At 58.2% G+C, this 14,414-nt stretch carries 19 protein-coding genes; 15 read left to right on the forward strand and 4 right to left on the reverse strand.

Translation table 11 applies throughout. The annotated features are described in order from the left end of the window. Positions 1 to 67: 67 nt before the first annotated feature. Positions 68 to 547 carry an SsrA-binding protein SmpB gene (gene smpB, locus PR017_RS03960; RefSeq protein ID WP_111220398.1) on the forward strand — a complete coding sequence of 160 codons (480 nt, stop codon included), beginning with the start codon at positions 68 to 70 and terminating at the stop codon, positions 545 to 547. Next, positions 547 to 963 (forward strand): DUF3830 family protein, encoded by a 417-nt coding sequence (locus PR017_RS03965; protein ID WP_111220399.1) that lies wholly within the window; start codon positions 547 to 549, stop codon positions 961 to 963. Before smpB ends, PR017_RS03965 begins: the two co-directional genes overlap by 1 nt. Positions 964 to 1,007: 44 nt before the next feature. Here PR017_RS03965 and PR017_RS03970 read toward each other — a convergent pair whose 3' ends face one another. After that, on the reverse strand, positions 1,008 to 1,589 hold the full coding sequence (locus PR017_RS03970) for a LabA-like NYN domain-containing protein (RefSeq protein WP_111220400.1): 582 nt from the start codon (positions 1,587 to 1,589) through the stop codon (positions 1,008 to 1,010). 304 nt (positions 1,590 to 1,893) lie between these two features. Here PR017_RS03970 and rpoZ point away from each other — a divergent pair, with 304 nt between their 5' ends. From rpoZ to recO, 11 genes are all read left to right on the forward strand, one after another. After that, entirely contained in the window at positions 1,894 to 2,286 is a 393-nt protein-coding gene (gene rpoZ, locus PR017_RS03975) for a DNA-directed RNA polymerase subunit omega (RefSeq protein ID WP_111220401.1), read from the forward strand. 100 nt (positions 2,287 to 2,386) lie between these two features. Next, positions 2,387 to 4,612, forward strand: coding sequence for a RelA/SpoT family protein (locus PR017_RS03980; RefSeq protein ID WP_111220402.1), 2,226 nt, complete (start codon positions 2,387 to 2,389; stop codon positions 4,610 to 4,612). Between the two features lie 190 nt (positions 4,613 to 4,802). Then, positions 4,803 to 4,952 (forward strand): DUF3563 family protein, encoded by a 150-nt coding sequence (locus PR017_RS03985; protein WP_111220403.1) that lies wholly within the window; start codon positions 4,803 to 4,805, stop codon positions 4,950 to 4,952. A 140-nt stretch (positions 4,953 to 5,092) separates the two neighbouring features. Continuing rightward, entirely contained in the window at positions 5,093 to 5,683 is a 591-nt protein-coding gene (locus tag PR017_RS03990) for a DUF2062 domain-containing protein (RefSeq protein ID WP_111220404.1), read from the forward strand. A gap of 33 nt (positions 5,684 to 5,716) precedes the next feature. Next, a complete protein-coding gene (gene acpS, locus PR017_RS03995; RefSeq protein ID WP_111220405.1) occupies positions 5,717 to 6,121 on the forward strand; it encodes a holo-ACP synthase in 405 nt (134 codons plus the stop codon). Between the two features lie 114 nt (positions 6,122 to 6,235). Further along, positions 6,236 to 6,979, forward strand: coding sequence for a signal peptidase I (lepB, locus tag PR017_RS04000; protein WP_111220406.1), 744 nt, complete (start codon positions 6,236 to 6,238; stop codon positions 6,977 to 6,979). Further along, entirely contained in the window at positions 6,976 to 7,695 is a 720-nt protein-coding gene (gene rnc, locus PR017_RS04005; protein ID WP_111220407.1) for a ribonuclease III, read from the forward strand. Before lepB ends, rnc begins: the two co-directional genes overlap by 4 nt. Before the next feature lie 8 nt (positions 7,696 to 7,703). After that, positions 7,704 to 8,651, forward strand: a complete 948-nt coding sequence (gene era, locus PR017_RS04010) for a GTPase Era (protein ID WP_111220408.1) — start codon at positions 7,704 to 7,706, stop codon at positions 8,649 to 8,651. 77 nt (positions 8,652 to 8,728) lie between these two features. Continuing rightward, a complete protein-coding gene (locus PR017_RS04015; RefSeq protein WP_111220409.1) occupies positions 8,729 to 9,481 on the forward strand; it encodes a Crp/Fnr family transcriptional regulator in 753 nt (250 codons plus the stop codon). Between the two features lie 135 nt (positions 9,482 to 9,616). Further along, positions 9,617 to 10,081, forward strand: coding sequence for a response regulator (locus PR017_RS04020; RefSeq protein ID WP_341356139.1), 465 nt, complete (start codon positions 9,617 to 9,619; stop codon positions 10,079 to 10,081). Between the two features lie 67 nt (positions 10,082 to 10,148). Continuing rightward, complete coding sequence (gene recO, locus PR017_RS04025; protein ID WP_111220410.1) at positions 10,149 to 10,925, forward strand: DNA repair protein RecO; 777 nt, start codon at positions 10,149 to 10,151, stop codon at positions 10,923 to 10,925. Positions 10,926 to 10,938: 13 nt separating this feature from the next. On the opposite strand, the gene PR017_RS04030 is transcribed toward recO, so the two are convergent. Both PR017_RS04030 and PR017_RS04035 read right to left on the reverse strand, forming a co-directional pair. After that, the gene (locus PR017_RS04030; protein WP_111220411.1) at positions 10,939 to 11,787 is read right to left on the reverse strand and encodes an MOSC domain-containing protein; all 849 of its coding nucleotides are present in this window, start codon (positions 11,785 to 11,787) and stop codon (positions 10,939 to 10,941) included. Between the two features lie 8 nt (positions 11,788 to 11,795). After that, on the reverse strand, positions 11,796 to 12,449 hold the full coding sequence (locus PR017_RS04035) for an HD domain-containing protein (protein WP_161959330.1): 654 nt from the start codon (positions 12,447 to 12,449) through the stop codon (positions 11,796 to 11,798). Between the two features lie 300 nt (positions 12,450 to 12,749). On the opposite strand from PR017_RS04035, the gene PR017_RS04040 reads away from it, so the two are divergent. Further along, complete coding sequence (locus PR017_RS04040) at positions 12,750 to 13,085, forward strand: hypothetical protein (protein WP_111220412.1); 336 nt, start codon at positions 12,750 to 12,752, stop codon at positions 13,083 to 13,085. A gap of 258 nt (positions 13,086 to 13,343) precedes the next feature. After that, a complete protein-coding gene (locus tag PR017_RS04045) occupies positions 13,344 to 13,550 on the forward strand; it encodes a hypothetical protein (protein WP_111220413.1) in 207 nt (68 codons plus the stop codon). A 39-nt stretch (positions 13,551 to 13,589) separates the two neighbouring features. Here PR017_RS04045 and PR017_RS04050 read toward each other — a convergent pair whose 3' ends face one another. Further along, positions 13,590 to 14,396 (reverse strand): mechanosensitive ion channel family protein, encoded by an 807-nt coding sequence (locus tag PR017_RS04050; RefSeq protein ID WP_111220414.1) that lies wholly within the window; start codon positions 14,394 to 14,396, stop codon positions 13,590 to 13,592. Between the last annotated feature and the right edge of the window lie 18 nt (positions 14,397 to 14,414).

The following is a 14,414-nucleotide window of genomic DNA, read 5'->3' on the forward strand; positions in this document are numbered from 1 at the left end:
CATCATTGCGGCCTGCATTTTCCTATGTTTGAGCGCCGCCGGTACCCGAGGGACGGAACAACAGATCATGGCACCCAAAGGCAGCCAACGCGTCGTCAAGAAAGTTGTCGCCGATAACCGCAAGGCCCGCTACAACTACGAAATCCTCGACACCTATGAAGCCGGCATCATGCTCATGGGGACCGAGGTGAAGGCTTTGCGCGACGGCAAGGCAAATATCGCCGACAGCTACGCCTCGGACGAAGGCGGCGAGATCTGGCTGATCAATTCCTATCTGCCGGAATATCTGCAGGCCAATCGCTTCAATCACGAGCCCCGCCGTCGCCGCAAGCTGCTGCTGACCGCCCGCGAGATCAACAGGCTTCGCGTCGGCATCAATCGTGAGGGCATGACCCTCATTCCGCTGAAGATCTATTTTAACGATCAGGGTCGCGCAAAGCTCGAACTGGCTCTCGCCAAGGGCAAGAAGCTGCACGACAAGCGCCAGACGGAAAAAGAACGCGACTGGAACCGCCAGAAGACCCGAATTCTGAAGGACAATGGCTGATGCAGATGGTGAGGCTGACCGTCGGCGATCTGGTGTTCGTCGCGCGATTCGAGAACGAGAAGGCGCCGGAGACCTGCAAGGCATTTGAGGCTTTGCTGCCCTTCGTAAACCAGACGATCCATTCGCGCTGGAGCGGCGAAGCCGTATGGGTTCCGCTCGGCGATTTCGAGTTCGGCGTCGGTTTTGAAAACCACACTACCCATCCGTCACGCGGCGATATCCTGCTTTATCCCGGCGGCTACAGCGAAACGGAGCTGCTTTTCGCCTATGGCAGCTCGTCATTTGCTAGCAAGATGGGCAGTCTTGCCGGAAACCATTTCCTCACCGTTGTCGAAGGTGCCGAGCACTTGCCGGAGATGGGCCGCCGCGTTCTCTGGAATGGCGCGCAGCCGATCCGCTTCGAACCTATCGGCTAACCGCCTGATCCATCCCTTTCAGCCTGATGGACGCCGTCTGCCGTCTATTCTTCCTGTTCGGCCGTCGGTGAGGCATCCACAAGGCGCGCCGGCCGTTCGGTCGGATCCCTGCCGATCTCGGATTTCAGCGAGACCAGGTCGATGAAGTGGTCGGCTTGCCGACGAAGGTCGTCGGCGATCATAGGCGGCTGGGTTGCCATGGTCGAGATGACGGAAACCTTGCGTCCGCGGCGCTGCAGTGCTTCCACAAGCGTCGTGAAATCGCCGTCGCCGGAGAAGATCACCATGTGATCGACGGTCTCGGATTGCTCCATCGCGTCGATGGCCAACTCGATATCCATGTTGCCCTTGATCTTGCGGCGCCCCATGGAGTCGGTGAATTCCTTCGCGGGCTTCGTCACTACCTTGTAGCCATTGTAGTCGAGCCAGTCGATCAGCGGCCGGATGGAGGAGTATTCCTGGTCCTCAATCAGCGCGGTGTAATAATACGCTCGCAACAGATAGCCGCGTTTCTGGAACGCTTTCAGCAGCTTGCGATAATCGATGTCGAAGCCGAGACTTTTGGAGGCGGCGTACAGATTCGCGCCGTCAATGAAGAGTGCAATTTTCTCGCGAGGGTCAAACATGGCTGGTTTATCCATTGCTGCAAAAAGAAAACACTAAAAGGCAATCAAAACAAAGCCTTATCGCTAAAATATAGGAACAGGTCGCTTAATTCACGAATTGTTCATATAAGGAGATTTAGGGCAGGATTCCAGTTATTCCAAGCAACTCTGGATTGAAATGAAAAATTCAATTTCCGCTTCCTCGTCCAGCAGCGGTTGTTATCTGTCGCGTTGCGAGGAAAAACTTGAATTTGCCGCCGTTTGATTGTATCCGGCATCCTAATTCCATACATGTCGACGACATCACGACCGTAAAGGACAGGCAATGGCCCGTGTCACCGTAGAAGATTGCATTGATAAGGTAGAGAACCGGTTCGAGCTCGTTTTGCTCGCCAGCCATCGCGCCCGGCTCGTCTCACAGGGTGCTGCGATCACCATCGACCGCGACAATGACAAGAACCCCGTCGTTGCCCTTCGCGAAATCGCCGACGAGACCCTGTCTCCCGACGACCTGAAGGAAGACCTCATCCACTCGCTGCAGAAGCACGTCGAAATCGACGAGCCTGAGCCAGATCCGGCAACGCTTGCGGCCGCTGGTTCGTCCTCCGAGGAAGACGACGACAAGCCGGAAGCCGTGACCTTCGACCAGATGTCGGAAGAAGAACTGCTTGCCGGCATCGAAGGTCTGGTACCGCCGGAAAAGAGCGACGATTACTGATCGTCAATCTTGATGCTCCGCGTTGGAGCTATATGATGGTGAAATGTCTGTGCGCCAGTCATCCGATTGGCGCGCTTTTCTTTTACCGGAGTAGCGTTGGATGATGCGGCAATACGAGCTTGTAGAGCGAGTTCAGAAGTACAAGCCCGATGCCAACGAAGCGCTTTTGAACAAAGCCTATGTCTATGCGATGCAAAAGCATGGACAGCAGAAGCGCGCCAGCGGCGATCCCTATATTTCCCATCCGCTGGAAGTCGCTGCGATTCTGACGGATATGCATCTCGACGAATCGACTATCGCAGTCGCCCTCCTGCACGATACCATCGAAGACACGACGGCAACGCGGGCCGAAATCGACGAGCTTTTCGGTGAGGATATCGGCCGGCTGGTTGAGGGACTGACGAAGATCAAGAAGCTTGATCTCGTTACCCGCAAGGCAAAGCAGGCTGAAAACCTGCGCAAGCTGCTACTCGCCATCTCCGACGATGTTCGCGTGCTGCTCGTGAAACTCGCCGACCGCTTGCACAACATGCGCACGCTCGACCACATGCCGGCAGACAAGCGCGCCCGCATCTCGGAAGAGACTATGGATATCTATGCGCCGCTTGCCGGGCGAATGGGTATGCAGGACATGCGCGAGGAACTCGAGGAACTGTCCTTCCGCCATATCAACCCGGAAGCGCACGACACAGTCACCAAACGCCTCGAGGAGTTGTCGCAACGCAACGAGGGGCTGGTCAAGAAGATCGAGACCGAGCTCCGCGATCTCCTGGTCGCCAACGGCCTCGATAACGCCGTCGCCAAGGGCCGGCAAAAGAAACCCTATTCCGTCTTCAGAAAGATGCAGTCGAAATCCCTGTCGTTCGAGCAACTGTCGGATGTCTATGGCTTTCGTATCATCGTCGACGATCTGCCTGCCTGCTACCGGGCGCTCGGCATCGTCCACACGCGCTGGCGCGTTGTCCCAGGTCGTTTCAAGGATTACATCTCCACGCCCAAGCAGAACGACTACCGTTCGCTTCACACGACCATCGTCGGTCCGTCGAGCCAGCGCATCGAGCTGCAGATCCGCACCCGGCGCATGAACGAGATCGCTGAATACGGTATCGCAGCGCACGCACTCTACAAGGATCAGAACGCGGCGGAAGGCGATCTGCTGTCCCGCGAAAGCAACGCCTATTCCTGGCTGCGCCGCACTATCGAGGCATTGGCCGAAGGTGACAGTCCGGAGGAGTTTCTCGAGCATACCAAGCTCGAGCTTTTCCAGGACCAGGTTTTCTGTTTCACTCCGAAGGGCAAGCTGATCGCGCTGCCGCGCGGCGCCACGCCTATCGACTTTGCCTATGCTGTGCATACCAACATCGGCGATACAACGGTCGGTGCCAAGATCAACGGCCGGATCATGCCGCTCGTCACCCGGCTTGCAAACGGCGACGAGGTCGAGATCATTCGCTCCGGCGTTCAGGTGCCGCCTGCCGCATGGGAAGAGATCGTCGTTACCGGCAAGGCGCGCGCAGCGATCCGTCGCGCCACCCGCATGGCCATCCGCAAGCAATATGCCGGCCTCGGCCACCGCATACTGGAGCGTACCTTCGAGCGCGCCGGCAAGATATTTACCCGCGACGCCCTCAAACCGGCGCTGCACCGGCTCGGCCAGAAGGATGTAGAGGATGCCATTGCTGCCGTCGGGCGAGGGGAGATGTCGTCGCTGGATGTGCTGCGCGCGGTTTATCCGGATCACCAGGACGAACGGGTCACGGTAAAGCCTGCCGGCGACGAGGGCTGGTTCAACGTCAGGAGCGGCGCCGGCATGATCTTCAAGATCCCGGGCCAGAGCAAGGTCGCGGATCTCGCCAATGCCGGCATTGACGACCTCGAAACCCTGCCGATCCGGGGACTGGCAGCCGATGTGGCCGTGCATTTTGCGCCGACAGGTGCTGTGCCCGGTGACCGTATCGTTGGCATCCTGGAAAAGGGCCGGGGGATCACAATCTACCCAATCCAGTCGCCAGTGCTGCAACGCTTCGACGACCAGCCGGAATGCTGGATAGACGTGCGCTGGGACCTCGACGAGGCCAACAAGTCGCGGTTCGCCGCCCGCGTGTTGATCAATGCTCTCAATGAACCCGGAAGCCTTGCGAAGATCTCGCAAACCGTCGCCGACATCGATGTCAACATCCGCATCTTCAATACCGTGCGCGTTGCAGCCGATTTCACCGAGATGGCGCTCGATGTCGAAGTCTGGGACCTGCGCCAGTTGAACCAGATGCTGCTGCAGCTGAAAGACCTCGACTGCATTGCCACGGTTAAGCGGCTTTATGAATAATTAACCGCATCGTCGGCACTTGAGGCGTCATGTGCATATTTTGTGATCGTTTCTTAGTCATTTTGTCGCAGGTAATGGCCTACGTATGCGTAGAGTGCATGGCTGCACTGGTAATCGGGCGTTGGTCATTAACGCCTGCACAAGCTATATTCACCTCATCGAAAGAAACAAACCAGATGAGGAAATGACAATGTTTGGTCCCTTCAAGAAATTCGCCCGCGCCCTTCGCGTTCCTAGTGTTGAAGAACGCGAAATGGCTTACCTCAACGGTTCGAACGACCGCTTTGATCTTGAGTATCGTCAGCGTCAGGTCGATCGTGGTGCATTCCGCAACCGTTAATCGATAGTAGACTTACGAAATAGGAAAGGCGGCCTGCAAATGCAACGCCGCTTGCGAGTGGTAAGACACTTGCATCATTCGGGAAAAGAAGCGCATGAGCGCTCTTGTCATCGCGGCTTCGCCTGCACTAGATATGCCGCATGTTATTTCGCCGAAGAAAACCACAGAAACTGACTGAAAAGCTGCGCGATATGGTCTGGCCCCGCAAGGGTTTCATGCGTCCTGTCCGCTACTTCCAGAGGCGCATCGTACGCCTCAGTGCTTCGCCGCACGCGATTGCGGCTGGTTTTACCGCCGGCATCCTCGTTTCATGGACGCCCGTGATCGGTGTCCATATCGTCATCGCTTTCGTGCTGGCTTATATCGTTCGCGGCAACCTGCTCGCGGCGACGCTCGGCTGCCTTGCGGCCGGAAATCCTTTTACCTACCCGTTCATTTGGGCCATCACCTGGGAGATCGGGCATCTCATCCTCGGGCGAGACAGTGGCAACCAGGGTGGGTCCATCGACCTCCCGGCGCTGTTCCACCAGCTCGACGTCTGGCAATTGTGGGATGTCGTCCTGAAGCCGATGCTGATTGGCGCCATTCCCCCTGCAATCGTCTCTGGCGTCATCGTCTACAGCATCACGTTCTACGGTGTCCGGGGCTTTCAGCGCCGCCGCAAGGCACGCCTCATGGAGCGCGCCCGCGACCGCGTCACGCTTGCAGTCGAGAATGCATCCAGCGTCTAGGCGCAAGTTAGCGCGTCTACCAGGAGATCCGGCATGATCATCGGCATCGGTAGTGATTTGATCGACATCCGTCGCGTCGAAAAATCGATAGAGCGTTTCGGCGAGCGTTTCACCGGGCGTTGCTTTACCGCCCTCGAGCGCCAGAAATCTGACGGCCGAAAGAACCGCGCGGCGTCCTATGCCAAGCGCTTCGCGGCCAAGGAAGCCTGCTCGAAGGCTCTGGGTACGGGGCTTGCCCAAGGCGTCTTCTGGCGTGACATGGGCGTCGTCAATCTTCCAAGCGGCAAGCCGACCATGCAATTGACGGGTGGGGCTGCCGACCGCCTTGCCTCGATGATGCCGCCCAGCCACAAACCCGTGATTCACTTGACAATCACGGATGACTTTCCGCTGGCTCAAGCCTTTGTGATCATCGAGGCTGTGCCCGTGACATCCTGATGCCTTGCTTCAGTCGCTTTTCATGCGGGTGGCATTGCAGCAGTGATATGAAGCGGCTAGAGAGTGCCTGACAGTCAATTGCGCCGGTGGGGTGCAAAAAAGGAATAAGACTTCGTGTCCGAGAAAGCCGTAAAGCAGCCGAATGCCCTGTGGGAAAACGTCAAAGTCATCGTTCAGGCATTGCTCCTGGCAATGGTGATCCGGACGGTGCTTTTCCAGCCCTTCACAATCCCGTCCGGCTCGATGATGCCGACACTTCTGGTTGGCGACTATATCTTCGTCAACAAGTTCGCCTACGGCTATTCGAAGTATTCCTTGCCGTTCTCGCCTAACGTCTTCAGCGGACGGATTTTCGCAAGCGAGCCGAAGCGCGGCGATGTCGTCGTGTTCCGGTTTCCGCCAAATCCCGAGATTGATTACATCAAGCGCCTTGTAGGCTTGCCGGGCGACCGCATCCAGGTCAAGGACGACCTTCTCTATATCAACGGCCAGGCCGTACCGCGCGCGCCGGACGGCAGCTTCACGTCGGATTACAAGCAAGATCCGGGCGAAGACGTTCCGGTATTTCGCGAGACCTTCGACAATGGCAAGACCTTCGACACGCTCGATCAGTCGCCTGTGTCGCGTGGCGACAACACGCAGGAGTTTGTCGTTCCGCCAGGTCACTATTTCATGATGGGCGACAACCGCGACAATTCGCTGGATAGCCGTTTCGACGTCGGTTACGTGCCGGCTGAAAACCTTGTCGGCCGGGCCAGCGTCATCTTCTTCTCGCTGGGCAATGACACCTCCTTCCGTGAAATCTGGAAGTGGCCGAGCAACATGCGCTGGAACCGCATCTTCAAGGTCGTTCAATGACCAAGCTACAGGCACTTTCGTCGGCCGACCGTGCCAGACTTGAGGCAGCGATTGGCCACGAATTTGCCGAAAAGGAACGCCTCGACCGGGCACTGACGCATGCCAGCGCGCGCACGGAAAAAGGCGCCAACTATGAGCGCCTCGAGTTCCTCGGAGATCGCGTGCTCGGGCTCTGTATCGCCGAACTTCTGTTCAGCACCTTCGGCAAGGCGGACGAGGGAGAATTGTCGGTTCGCCTCAATCAGCTTGTCAGCGCGGAGACCTGCGCGCAGGTGGCCGACGAGATGGAATTGCATCTCTTCATTCGCACCGGTGCCGACGTCAAGAAAACGACGGGTAAGCGGATGCTCAATGTTCGCGCCGACGTCGTCGAAAGCCTGATTGCCGCGCTCTATCTCGAGGGTGGCCTGGAGGTGGCGCGTAGGTTCATTTTGCGCTATTGGGAGGGGCGGGCCATTCGCGCCGATGGCTCCCGGCGCGATGCCAAGACAGAATTGCAGGAATGGGCCCACGCAAAGTTTGCCGTCAGTCCGGTTTACCGGATTGAAGACCGCAGCGGACCGGATCATGATCCCCGCTTCACGGTGACGGTGGAGGTTGCGGGAACAAAGCCTGAGACTGGGACAGATCGCTCCAAGCGCGCCGCCGAACAGGTGGCCGCGACCAAGATTCTGGAGCGCGAAGGCATATGGCAGAGTTCGTCTGCCGGAAAATGACGGAAAAAATGACCGATACTGAAGACACCAGCGCTGTTGACGGCGTGGCCGTAGCCGATGAACGCCCGACACGCTCGGGCTTCGTCGCCCTGATTGGGCCGACCAACGCCGGCAAGTCGACCCTCGTCAACCGCTTTGTCGGTGCCAAGGTGTCGATTGTCAGCCACAAGGTACAGACCACGCGCGCTATCGTGCGCGGTATCGCCATCCACGATCGCACCCAGATCGTTTTCATGGACACGCCCGGCATCTTCAAGCCGCGCCGCAGGCTGGACCGCGCCATGGTGACGTCTGCGTGGGGCGGCGCCAAGGATGCCGACCTGATCATGCTGCTGATCGACAGCGAGCGCGGTCTTCGCGGCGATGGCGATGCTATCCTCGAAGGCCTGAAAAACGTCTATCAGCCGAAGATCCTGGTGCTGAACAAGATCGACCAGGTCAAGCATGAAGATCTGCTGGCGCTGGCGCTGGCCGCCAACGAAAAGATCCCCTTCACCCAGACCTTCATGATCTCGGCAGAAAAGGGCCACGGTTGCGAGGATGTCATGGACTATCTGGCAAAGACACTGCCGGAAGGCCCGTGGTACTACCCGGAAGACCAGATTTCTGATCTTCCTATCCGCCAACTGGCCGCTGAAATTACCCGCGAAAAGCTGTTCCTTCGCCTGCACCAGGAGCTTCCATATTCCTCGCATGTCGAGACGGAGAAGTGGGAAGAGCGCAAGGATGGTTCGGTGCGCATCGAGCAGGTGATCTACGTCGAGCGCGACAGCCAGAAGAAGATTGCCCTCGGCAAGGGCGGCGAAACGATCAAGGCGATCTCGAGTGCATCCCGCAAGGAACTCGGCGAAATCCTGGAACAGACGGTTCACCTCTTCCTGTTCGTCAAGGTCCGTGAAAACTGGGGCGACGATCCGGCCCGGTTCCGAGAAATGGGGCTGGATTTTCCGAAGTGACATCCACTTCGGAACTCCACCCAAAGGCTTCCTAACGGCGGGTCCGGACGGTCTCGCAGCAAGTTGCAAAGTCAGCTATGAGCAAGACCGCCACTACGAACGATACCCGGACCCCATGCGAGCTTTGCCCGCTGAGGGGGAAGCCGAGTTTTCGGGAGTTCGATGCCGACGAACTTGATTTCGTCTCGCACTTCAAGCGTGGCGAACTTGCCGTCGATGCAGGCGCGACCATTCTCGTCGAGGGTTCGCACAGCGCCCACCTTTTCACAGTGCTTTCCGGCTGGGCCTTTCGCTACAAGGTCTTGGAAGACGGTCGCCGGCAGATCCTCAATTACGTCATGCCTGGTGACCTTCTCGGTCTGCAGGGAACGATCATGGGCGAGATGCAACACTCCGTTGAGGCGCTGTCGCCGGTAACGCTCTGTGTGTTCGAGCGCGACAAGCTGATGACGCTATATAACAGGCATGCGTCGCTGGCCTTCGATCTGACGTGGATCGCGGCACAGGAGGAACGCATCCTCGATGAGCACCTGCTCAGCATTGGCCGGCGTTCTGCGCTGGAGAGGGCAGCCTACCTGCTCGCCTACCTGCACCAGCGGGCAAGTGCGATCGAGTTGTTCAGCGGCAGGACCGTCCTGCCTGTCACCCAGCAGCACATTGCCGACACGCTGGGTCTGTCGATTGTTCACACCAACAAGACGCTGAAGAAACTCGCTGAACGTAAATTGATTCGCTGGCAGGAGCGGGGTTGCGACGTGCTGGACGGGCAAGGACTGGCCGATCTGGCGGAATGGAACGGTATTAGCGAAGGCAAACGGCCATTCATTTGATATCCGAATGAAAATACATGTCTTTTTTAAATGCTTAACCGCAGGAAACAGCATAGTTAGAGCGGGTCGTTAAATATTGGCGTTTGCACAACTATGGTAAGATGGCCCGAAACGACTACAATAGGGGGAAGGCAAATGCCTTCCATCGACATGGCTGCGCGGAACGCCGGAGACCAAGATGAGACATCTACTGGCAGACTGCGATTTGCACCGGCCTTTTTGGCAAGAAAGATGCCAATGATTCCGCAGCGAGTTCTCGTTCTTGAAGACAATCTCATCATTGCGATGGAGGCGGAGGAAATCCTTCGTGAAATCGGCTCGACCAAGGTCGAGCTGGCGTCGAACCTAGACGAAGCTTTGGCAGCCATTAACCTCGGCCAATACGATCTGGCTCTTCTCGACGTCAATCTTGGTGAAGCAATGAGCTTCAACTTTGCACGACTCCTGACCGAGCGCGGCATCCCTTTCGGTTTCGTCAGCGGATACTCCGATACGCAGGAGTTCCCGGATGACCTGCAGGATGCGCCACTGCTGGTGAAGCCATTCGACGAACGGGCCATGCTGCAGTTCCTGGCGAAGATGTTTCCGGCTACGGTCTGACGCGCTTCCCGTGACAGCCTGCCTGCTTTCCACTAGAATTGCGTCTTCATAGGGACGAGTGCGTCGGATGCAGTGGCAGGACCAAGCCATAATTTTGGGTATCAAGCGCCTTGGCGAATCCAGTGTGATCGCCGAGGTGATGACTCATGGCCATGGCCGTCATCTGGGGCTCGTCCGCTCCGGCCGCTCGCGGTCGATGCAGCCTGTTCTGCAGGCAGGGAACCAGGTCGAAGTCACCTGGCGGGCCCGCCTGGATGAGCATCTCGGCGAATTTCGCATCGAGCCGGTGCGGCTGCGTGCAGCCCGGCTGATGGAAACCGCGACGGCGGTCTACGGGGTCCAGGCGATGGCAGCACTTCTGCGGCTGCTGCCGGAGCGAGATCCCCATCCTCACCTCTACAACGCGCTCGACGTCATTCTGGAAAACCTGCATGATCCGGCCGATGCCGGCGAACTTTTCGTGCGCTTTGAGTTGGCGGTCCTCAACGATCTCGGCTTTGGCCTGGATCTGGCGGAATGCGCTGCGACCGGCGTGCGCGAAGACCTCGTTTACGTTTCGCCGAAATCGGGCAGGGCCGTCAGCCGCGCTGCCGGTGCTCCCTGGGCAGACAAGATGCTGGCGCTTCCGGCCTTTCTGGCTGTCGGCAACGGCAAGGCTGCAGATGGGGAAAGTCTGGCCGCCGCCTTTCGCTTGAGCGGCTTCTTCCTCCACCGCCACGTCTACGAGCCGCGTGGCATCGATATCGGCGCAACCCGCCACGGTTTCGTCCAATCGGCACTGAAGGCGCTCGATCGGGCAGCCGCCGCTGAGCTTGAAGCGTCCCCGCAGGCGGTTCCGCTTTAGGTTGTCGCGCCACTCAGCGCCGTTTGAACGCCCAGCCCTCGGTGCGCTCTTCTATGATTTTCACGGTGCTACCGACCTCGATCATGCCTTCACCTCGGGGCACAGTATTCCAGCCGAACAGCGGGCCGGGCACGCGCCGGTCTGCGGACATCCTCAGGCGTCCCACGGAAGGCATCGGGTTGGCGACATCGCGAGAGCCGGTGAACTGATCCTGCGTGATCATAATGCAGCGGGCGCAGGGCTTGACAAGATCAAGCCTCAGGCCGTCAATCTCGATTGCCGCCCAACGATCCTCCTGCCACGGCTCCGCACAGTCGATGACGATGTTCGGGCGGAAGCGGTCCATTCCAACCGGCGACGAGCCATGGGTGGCAAGGTCCTCGTTCAGCGCGGCCAGCGAACCGGTTGTCGTCAAAAGGATCTGGAAGCCATCGGCAAAGGTCACCGGCGCTGCATTTCCGACCCAGGCCTCCTCCGCGATGCGTTCCGATGCTTCGTCGAAAATCGCGAGTTTCACATCTCGCCCGAGCCAGCCGGACAGTGACCGGTTGGTTGCCTCATCGGCAACGGCGGCACTAACGATCGACTTCCAGATGTCCACGTCGAGACGCGCGACTAGGCTGGAGCGCTGGACGACGACATCGCTCTTGCCGTCCATGCGCAGGCTTAGCGATTCTTCGGTGATTTCAACGGTTATCCGGGCCAGCAGCGGAAGTTCGCGCTGGGTGATCGCCTGCCCGTCGGGAGCCACCACCATTGCGCGTCGGTCGCCGACGAGGCCGAAGGCATCCACCGCAGACGCCTTCAACGCGACGCCGCGTGCGCTCTTCACGGGGTAGATGAACAGGTCACTGATACGCATGCTGCCTCTCAGATTTCATCGATGAACATCGAAAGCACGGTTTTAAGGCGTTCGTGCCGCGCCTTGGCCATGGCCGCCCCGGTCTTGGTCTGGAATTGATCGGCCAGTTTGAACAGCTTTGTCTCGAAATGGTCAATTGCAAAGCGCTTGTCGTCGAGCGGTCGTTGGGTAGCCAGAGGATCGAGCGGATCGTAGAGGCCGGAGCCAAGCCGACCGGCGATGTAGAAGCACCTGGCAACGCCCACCATGCCGATCGCATCGAGCCGGTCGGCATCCTGCAATATCCTCGCCTCCAACGTCTGCGGCGGTAGGTTGGCGGAAAAGCTGTGGGTGGTAATGGCGTGCGCCACGGCGGCAATGTCGTCAGGCGCCCACCCGATGCCCGCAAGGATGCCTGATGCCTTGTCTGCCGCAAGCGCGGAGGCCTGATGACGTAGGGCCGAATCTTTCTCGACAGAAACACAATCGTGCAGCAGGACAGCCGCCGTCAGGATACGCCCGTCTCCTCCATCCACCGAGAGGATACGCATCGCGTTTTTGAACACCCGCAAGATATGCGCGATATCATGGGAGCCATCGTTGCTATCCGTTGCATGGGCTACAAGAGAAGATGCCAGTGCACCGAACGGAGAAAAGGCATCCGCCAGCAGGGTATCACGCATCGCCGTTCCGATCGTTCATGGAGAATCGGCCCGATTGGACCGGACCTGATCCTAGCTGATCGATGGCGGGAGACGATAGTCGTGATCCACGGTGCTGTTGTTTGCAATCGTGAAATCGCGTGCCGCAGATTGCAGAATCACATTGGTGAGGTCGTTAAGGTGGAACTGACTATGGTTAATGACCATTAACTTTTTGCTTTGACGCGGACCGCAAATCGGTTTAGTCATTAAGAAATCATTTAAATTGTACTGCGTCTAACCGACGTCGCATGAGGCGGCACCTTCCCTAGGAGGTTCCCGATGTCCCATGTATCGGTATCAACATCTTCATATCCCTATCGCGGAACGCTTCTTCGCCTCGATGCCAACGGCGACGGGCTGTTGAGCCGTGAAGAGATTGCTGCAGATCAGCGCCCCGGCATTATGGCTAACGATATCGACGAGCAGCCAAGCGTCAGCACTAGCAGCAGTGCACTCGTCAGTCTGGTCGCAAAGCTTATGCAAATCCCGAGCAATGGAAATGGAGCCTCTCTACTGGGCAGCACCGCCTCTGCGGATTCCGAAAACGACGCTCAGCCAACCGATATCTACCGCAACACCTATGGCCAGTATACCCTGGATGACATGGCGGCCTAACCGGCTTTCTTGAAGATACCTCGCGAATGGCAGGTATCGCCCTCGTTTAACGATTTCGATTTGCGTCCACCTACACTTTTTATAGCCGGCAGACATTGCTGGCCTGATTTGCCTACCAGCGATGATCGCCTGGTTTTCCAGCCCCACCCGTCTTGAGCAGTTGTGATTGCGAAGGCACTTCATACGCCGCAACCGAACCGACGTGCGCCGATGCGCCGAAGGAACGGCCCATTTATTTCCGCTACGGAGACCACGGCAATGTTGAAAACTGTTCATTTTCCGCAAGGAATACATATTCTTGGATCACAGGCCGCTTCTGCCCCCGGTACGGAGATCGAAAGCGGGGTCAGGCACGACGCACTCGAGGAATATCTCGCCGAGATGCAGGCCGAGATGTCCGCCTACACGGACCAGGCCGCACTCCACGATTTCGGCCGTTTTCTACCCGCCAACAGCGCCGTATAATCGGCATATTAGACAGGCTCTTATCTCGAAGGGCGCGCATCAGGAAATCTCGATCTCCTTGGCATCAAGGGATGCCTTGGTCTTGCGCATCATCTCGCGCGTTGTGGTGCTCCAGCCGCCAGTGCTCACCCAGTATTGCAACGTCACGCTGATGGTCCCGCCGAGGCTGTTGACATAGGCCGTCGGCGCGGGTGTTTTTTCGACATTGGGATCGCCTTCTGCTATTTCCATCAGCGTCGCCAGCACGGCGTCGATGTCGCCTTTCGAGCTAACGCCGATGGTGATCTTGTGCTTGCGGCTGGGCTCACGGCTGAAATTGGTGATTGGCGTGTTCCAAAGCGTCGAGTTCGGGGCCAATCGGTAAAGGCCTTCCGCCGTCCTTAGCTCCGTGGCGAACAGCCCGATTTCCTTGACAGTGCCGGTCACGCTTCCCGTCTCGATATACTCGCCGACCCTGAAAGGCCGCAGCACCAGCAGCATGATGCCGGCAGCGATATTCTGAAGCGTGCCCTGCAGGGCTAGCCCGACTGCAAGGCCCGCAGCCCCGAGAGCGGCGATGATCGATGCCGTCTGCACGCCGAACTGGCCGAGCACGGTGACGAACACCAGGATGAGCAGGCCGTAATAGAGCACATTGGTGAAAAAGCGCGCCAGTGTTTCATCGATGCCGTGGACGCGGGAAATGCCTGCGAACGCCCAGCGGCTGATGAAACCGGCCAGAACCCAGCCGGAAATGAGCAGGATCAGCGCTCCCATAATCGAAAACGTATATTGAACGGCCAGCGCACTTGCCTGGGTCAAGGCAGTGCGTGTGGCGACGATGAGGTTCGCTGCCTGATTTTCCATGATGATAGACCAGCCTTT

The sequence above is a fragment of the Rhizobium tumorigenes genome, from assembly GCF_003240565.2.
GTDB classification, from domain to species: Bacteria; Pseudomonadota; Alphaproteobacteria; order Rhizobiales; family Rhizobiaceae; genus Rhizobium; species Rhizobium tumorigenes.

Excerpts from the sequence above, each read along its gene's own strand:
- recO (WP_111220410.1), top strand. The coding sequence starts at position 10,149 with ATGCAGTGGCAGGACCAAGCCATAATTTTGGGTATCAAGCGCCTTGGC.
- PR017_RS04020 (WP_341356139.1), top strand. The coding sequence starts at position 9,617 with ATGCCTTCCATCGACATGGCTGCGCGGAACGCCGGAGACCAAGATGAG.
- PR017_RS04050 (WP_111220414.1), bottom strand. The coding sequence starts at position 14,396 with ATGGAAAATCAGGCAGCGAACCTCATCGTCGCCACACGCACTGCCTTG.
- PR017_RS03980 (WP_111220402.1), top strand. The coding sequence starts at position 2,387 with ATGATGCGGCAATACGAGCTTGTAGAGCGAGTTCAGAAGTACAAGCCC.
- rpoZ (WP_111220401.1), top strand. The coding sequence starts at position 1,894 with ATGGCCCGTGTCACCGTAGAAGATTGCATTGATAAGGTAGAGAACCGG.
- PR017_RS03965 (WP_111220399.1), top strand. The coding sequence starts at position 547 with ATGCAGATGGTGAGGCTGACCGTCGGCGATCTGGTGTTCGTCGCGCGA.
- PR017_RS03990 (WP_111220404.1), top strand. The coding sequence starts at position 5,093 with ATGTTATTTCGCCGAAGAAAACCACAGAAACTGACTGAAAAGCTGCGC.
- smpB (WP_111220398.1), top strand. The coding sequence starts at position 68 with ATGGCACCCAAAGGCAGCCAACGCGTCGTCAAGAAAGTTGTCGCCGAT.
- acpS (WP_111220405.1), top strand. The coding sequence starts at position 5,717 with ATGATCATCGGCATCGGTAGTGATTTGATCGACATCCGTCGCGTCGAA.
- PR017_RS04035 (WP_161959330.1), bottom strand. The coding sequence starts at position 12,449 with ATGCGTGATACCCTGCTGGCGGATGCCTTTTCTCCGTTCGGTGCACTG.
- era (WP_111220408.1), top strand. The coding sequence starts at position 7,704 with ATGACCGATACTGAAGACACCAGCGCTGTTGACGGCGTGGCCGTAGCC.
- PR017_RS04030 (WP_111220411.1), bottom strand. The coding sequence starts at position 11,787 with ATGCGTATCAGTGACCTGTTCATCTACCCCGTGAAGAGCGCACGCGGC.
- PR017_RS03970 (WP_111220400.1), bottom strand. The coding sequence starts at position 1,589 with ATGTTTGACCCTCGCGAGAAAATTGCACTCTTCATTGACGGCGCGAAT.
- PR017_RS04015 (WP_111220409.1), top strand. The coding sequence starts at position 8,729 with ATGAGCAAGACCGCCACTACGAACGATACCCGGACCCCATGCGAGCTT.
- PR017_RS04045 (WP_111220413.1), top strand. The coding sequence starts at position 13,344 with ATGTTGAAAACTGTTCATTTTCCGCAAGGAATACATATTCTTGGATCA.
- PR017_RS04040 (WP_111220412.1), top strand. The coding sequence starts at position 12,750 with ATGTCCCATGTATCGGTATCAACATCTTCATATCCCTATCGCGGAACG.
- rnc (WP_111220407.1), top strand. The coding sequence starts at position 6,976 with ATGACCAAGCTACAGGCACTTTCGTCGGCCGACCGTGCCAGACTTGAG.
- PR017_RS03985 (WP_111220403.1), top strand. The coding sequence starts at position 4,803 with ATGTTTGGTCCCTTCAAGAAATTCGCCCGCGCCCTTCGCGTTCCTAGT.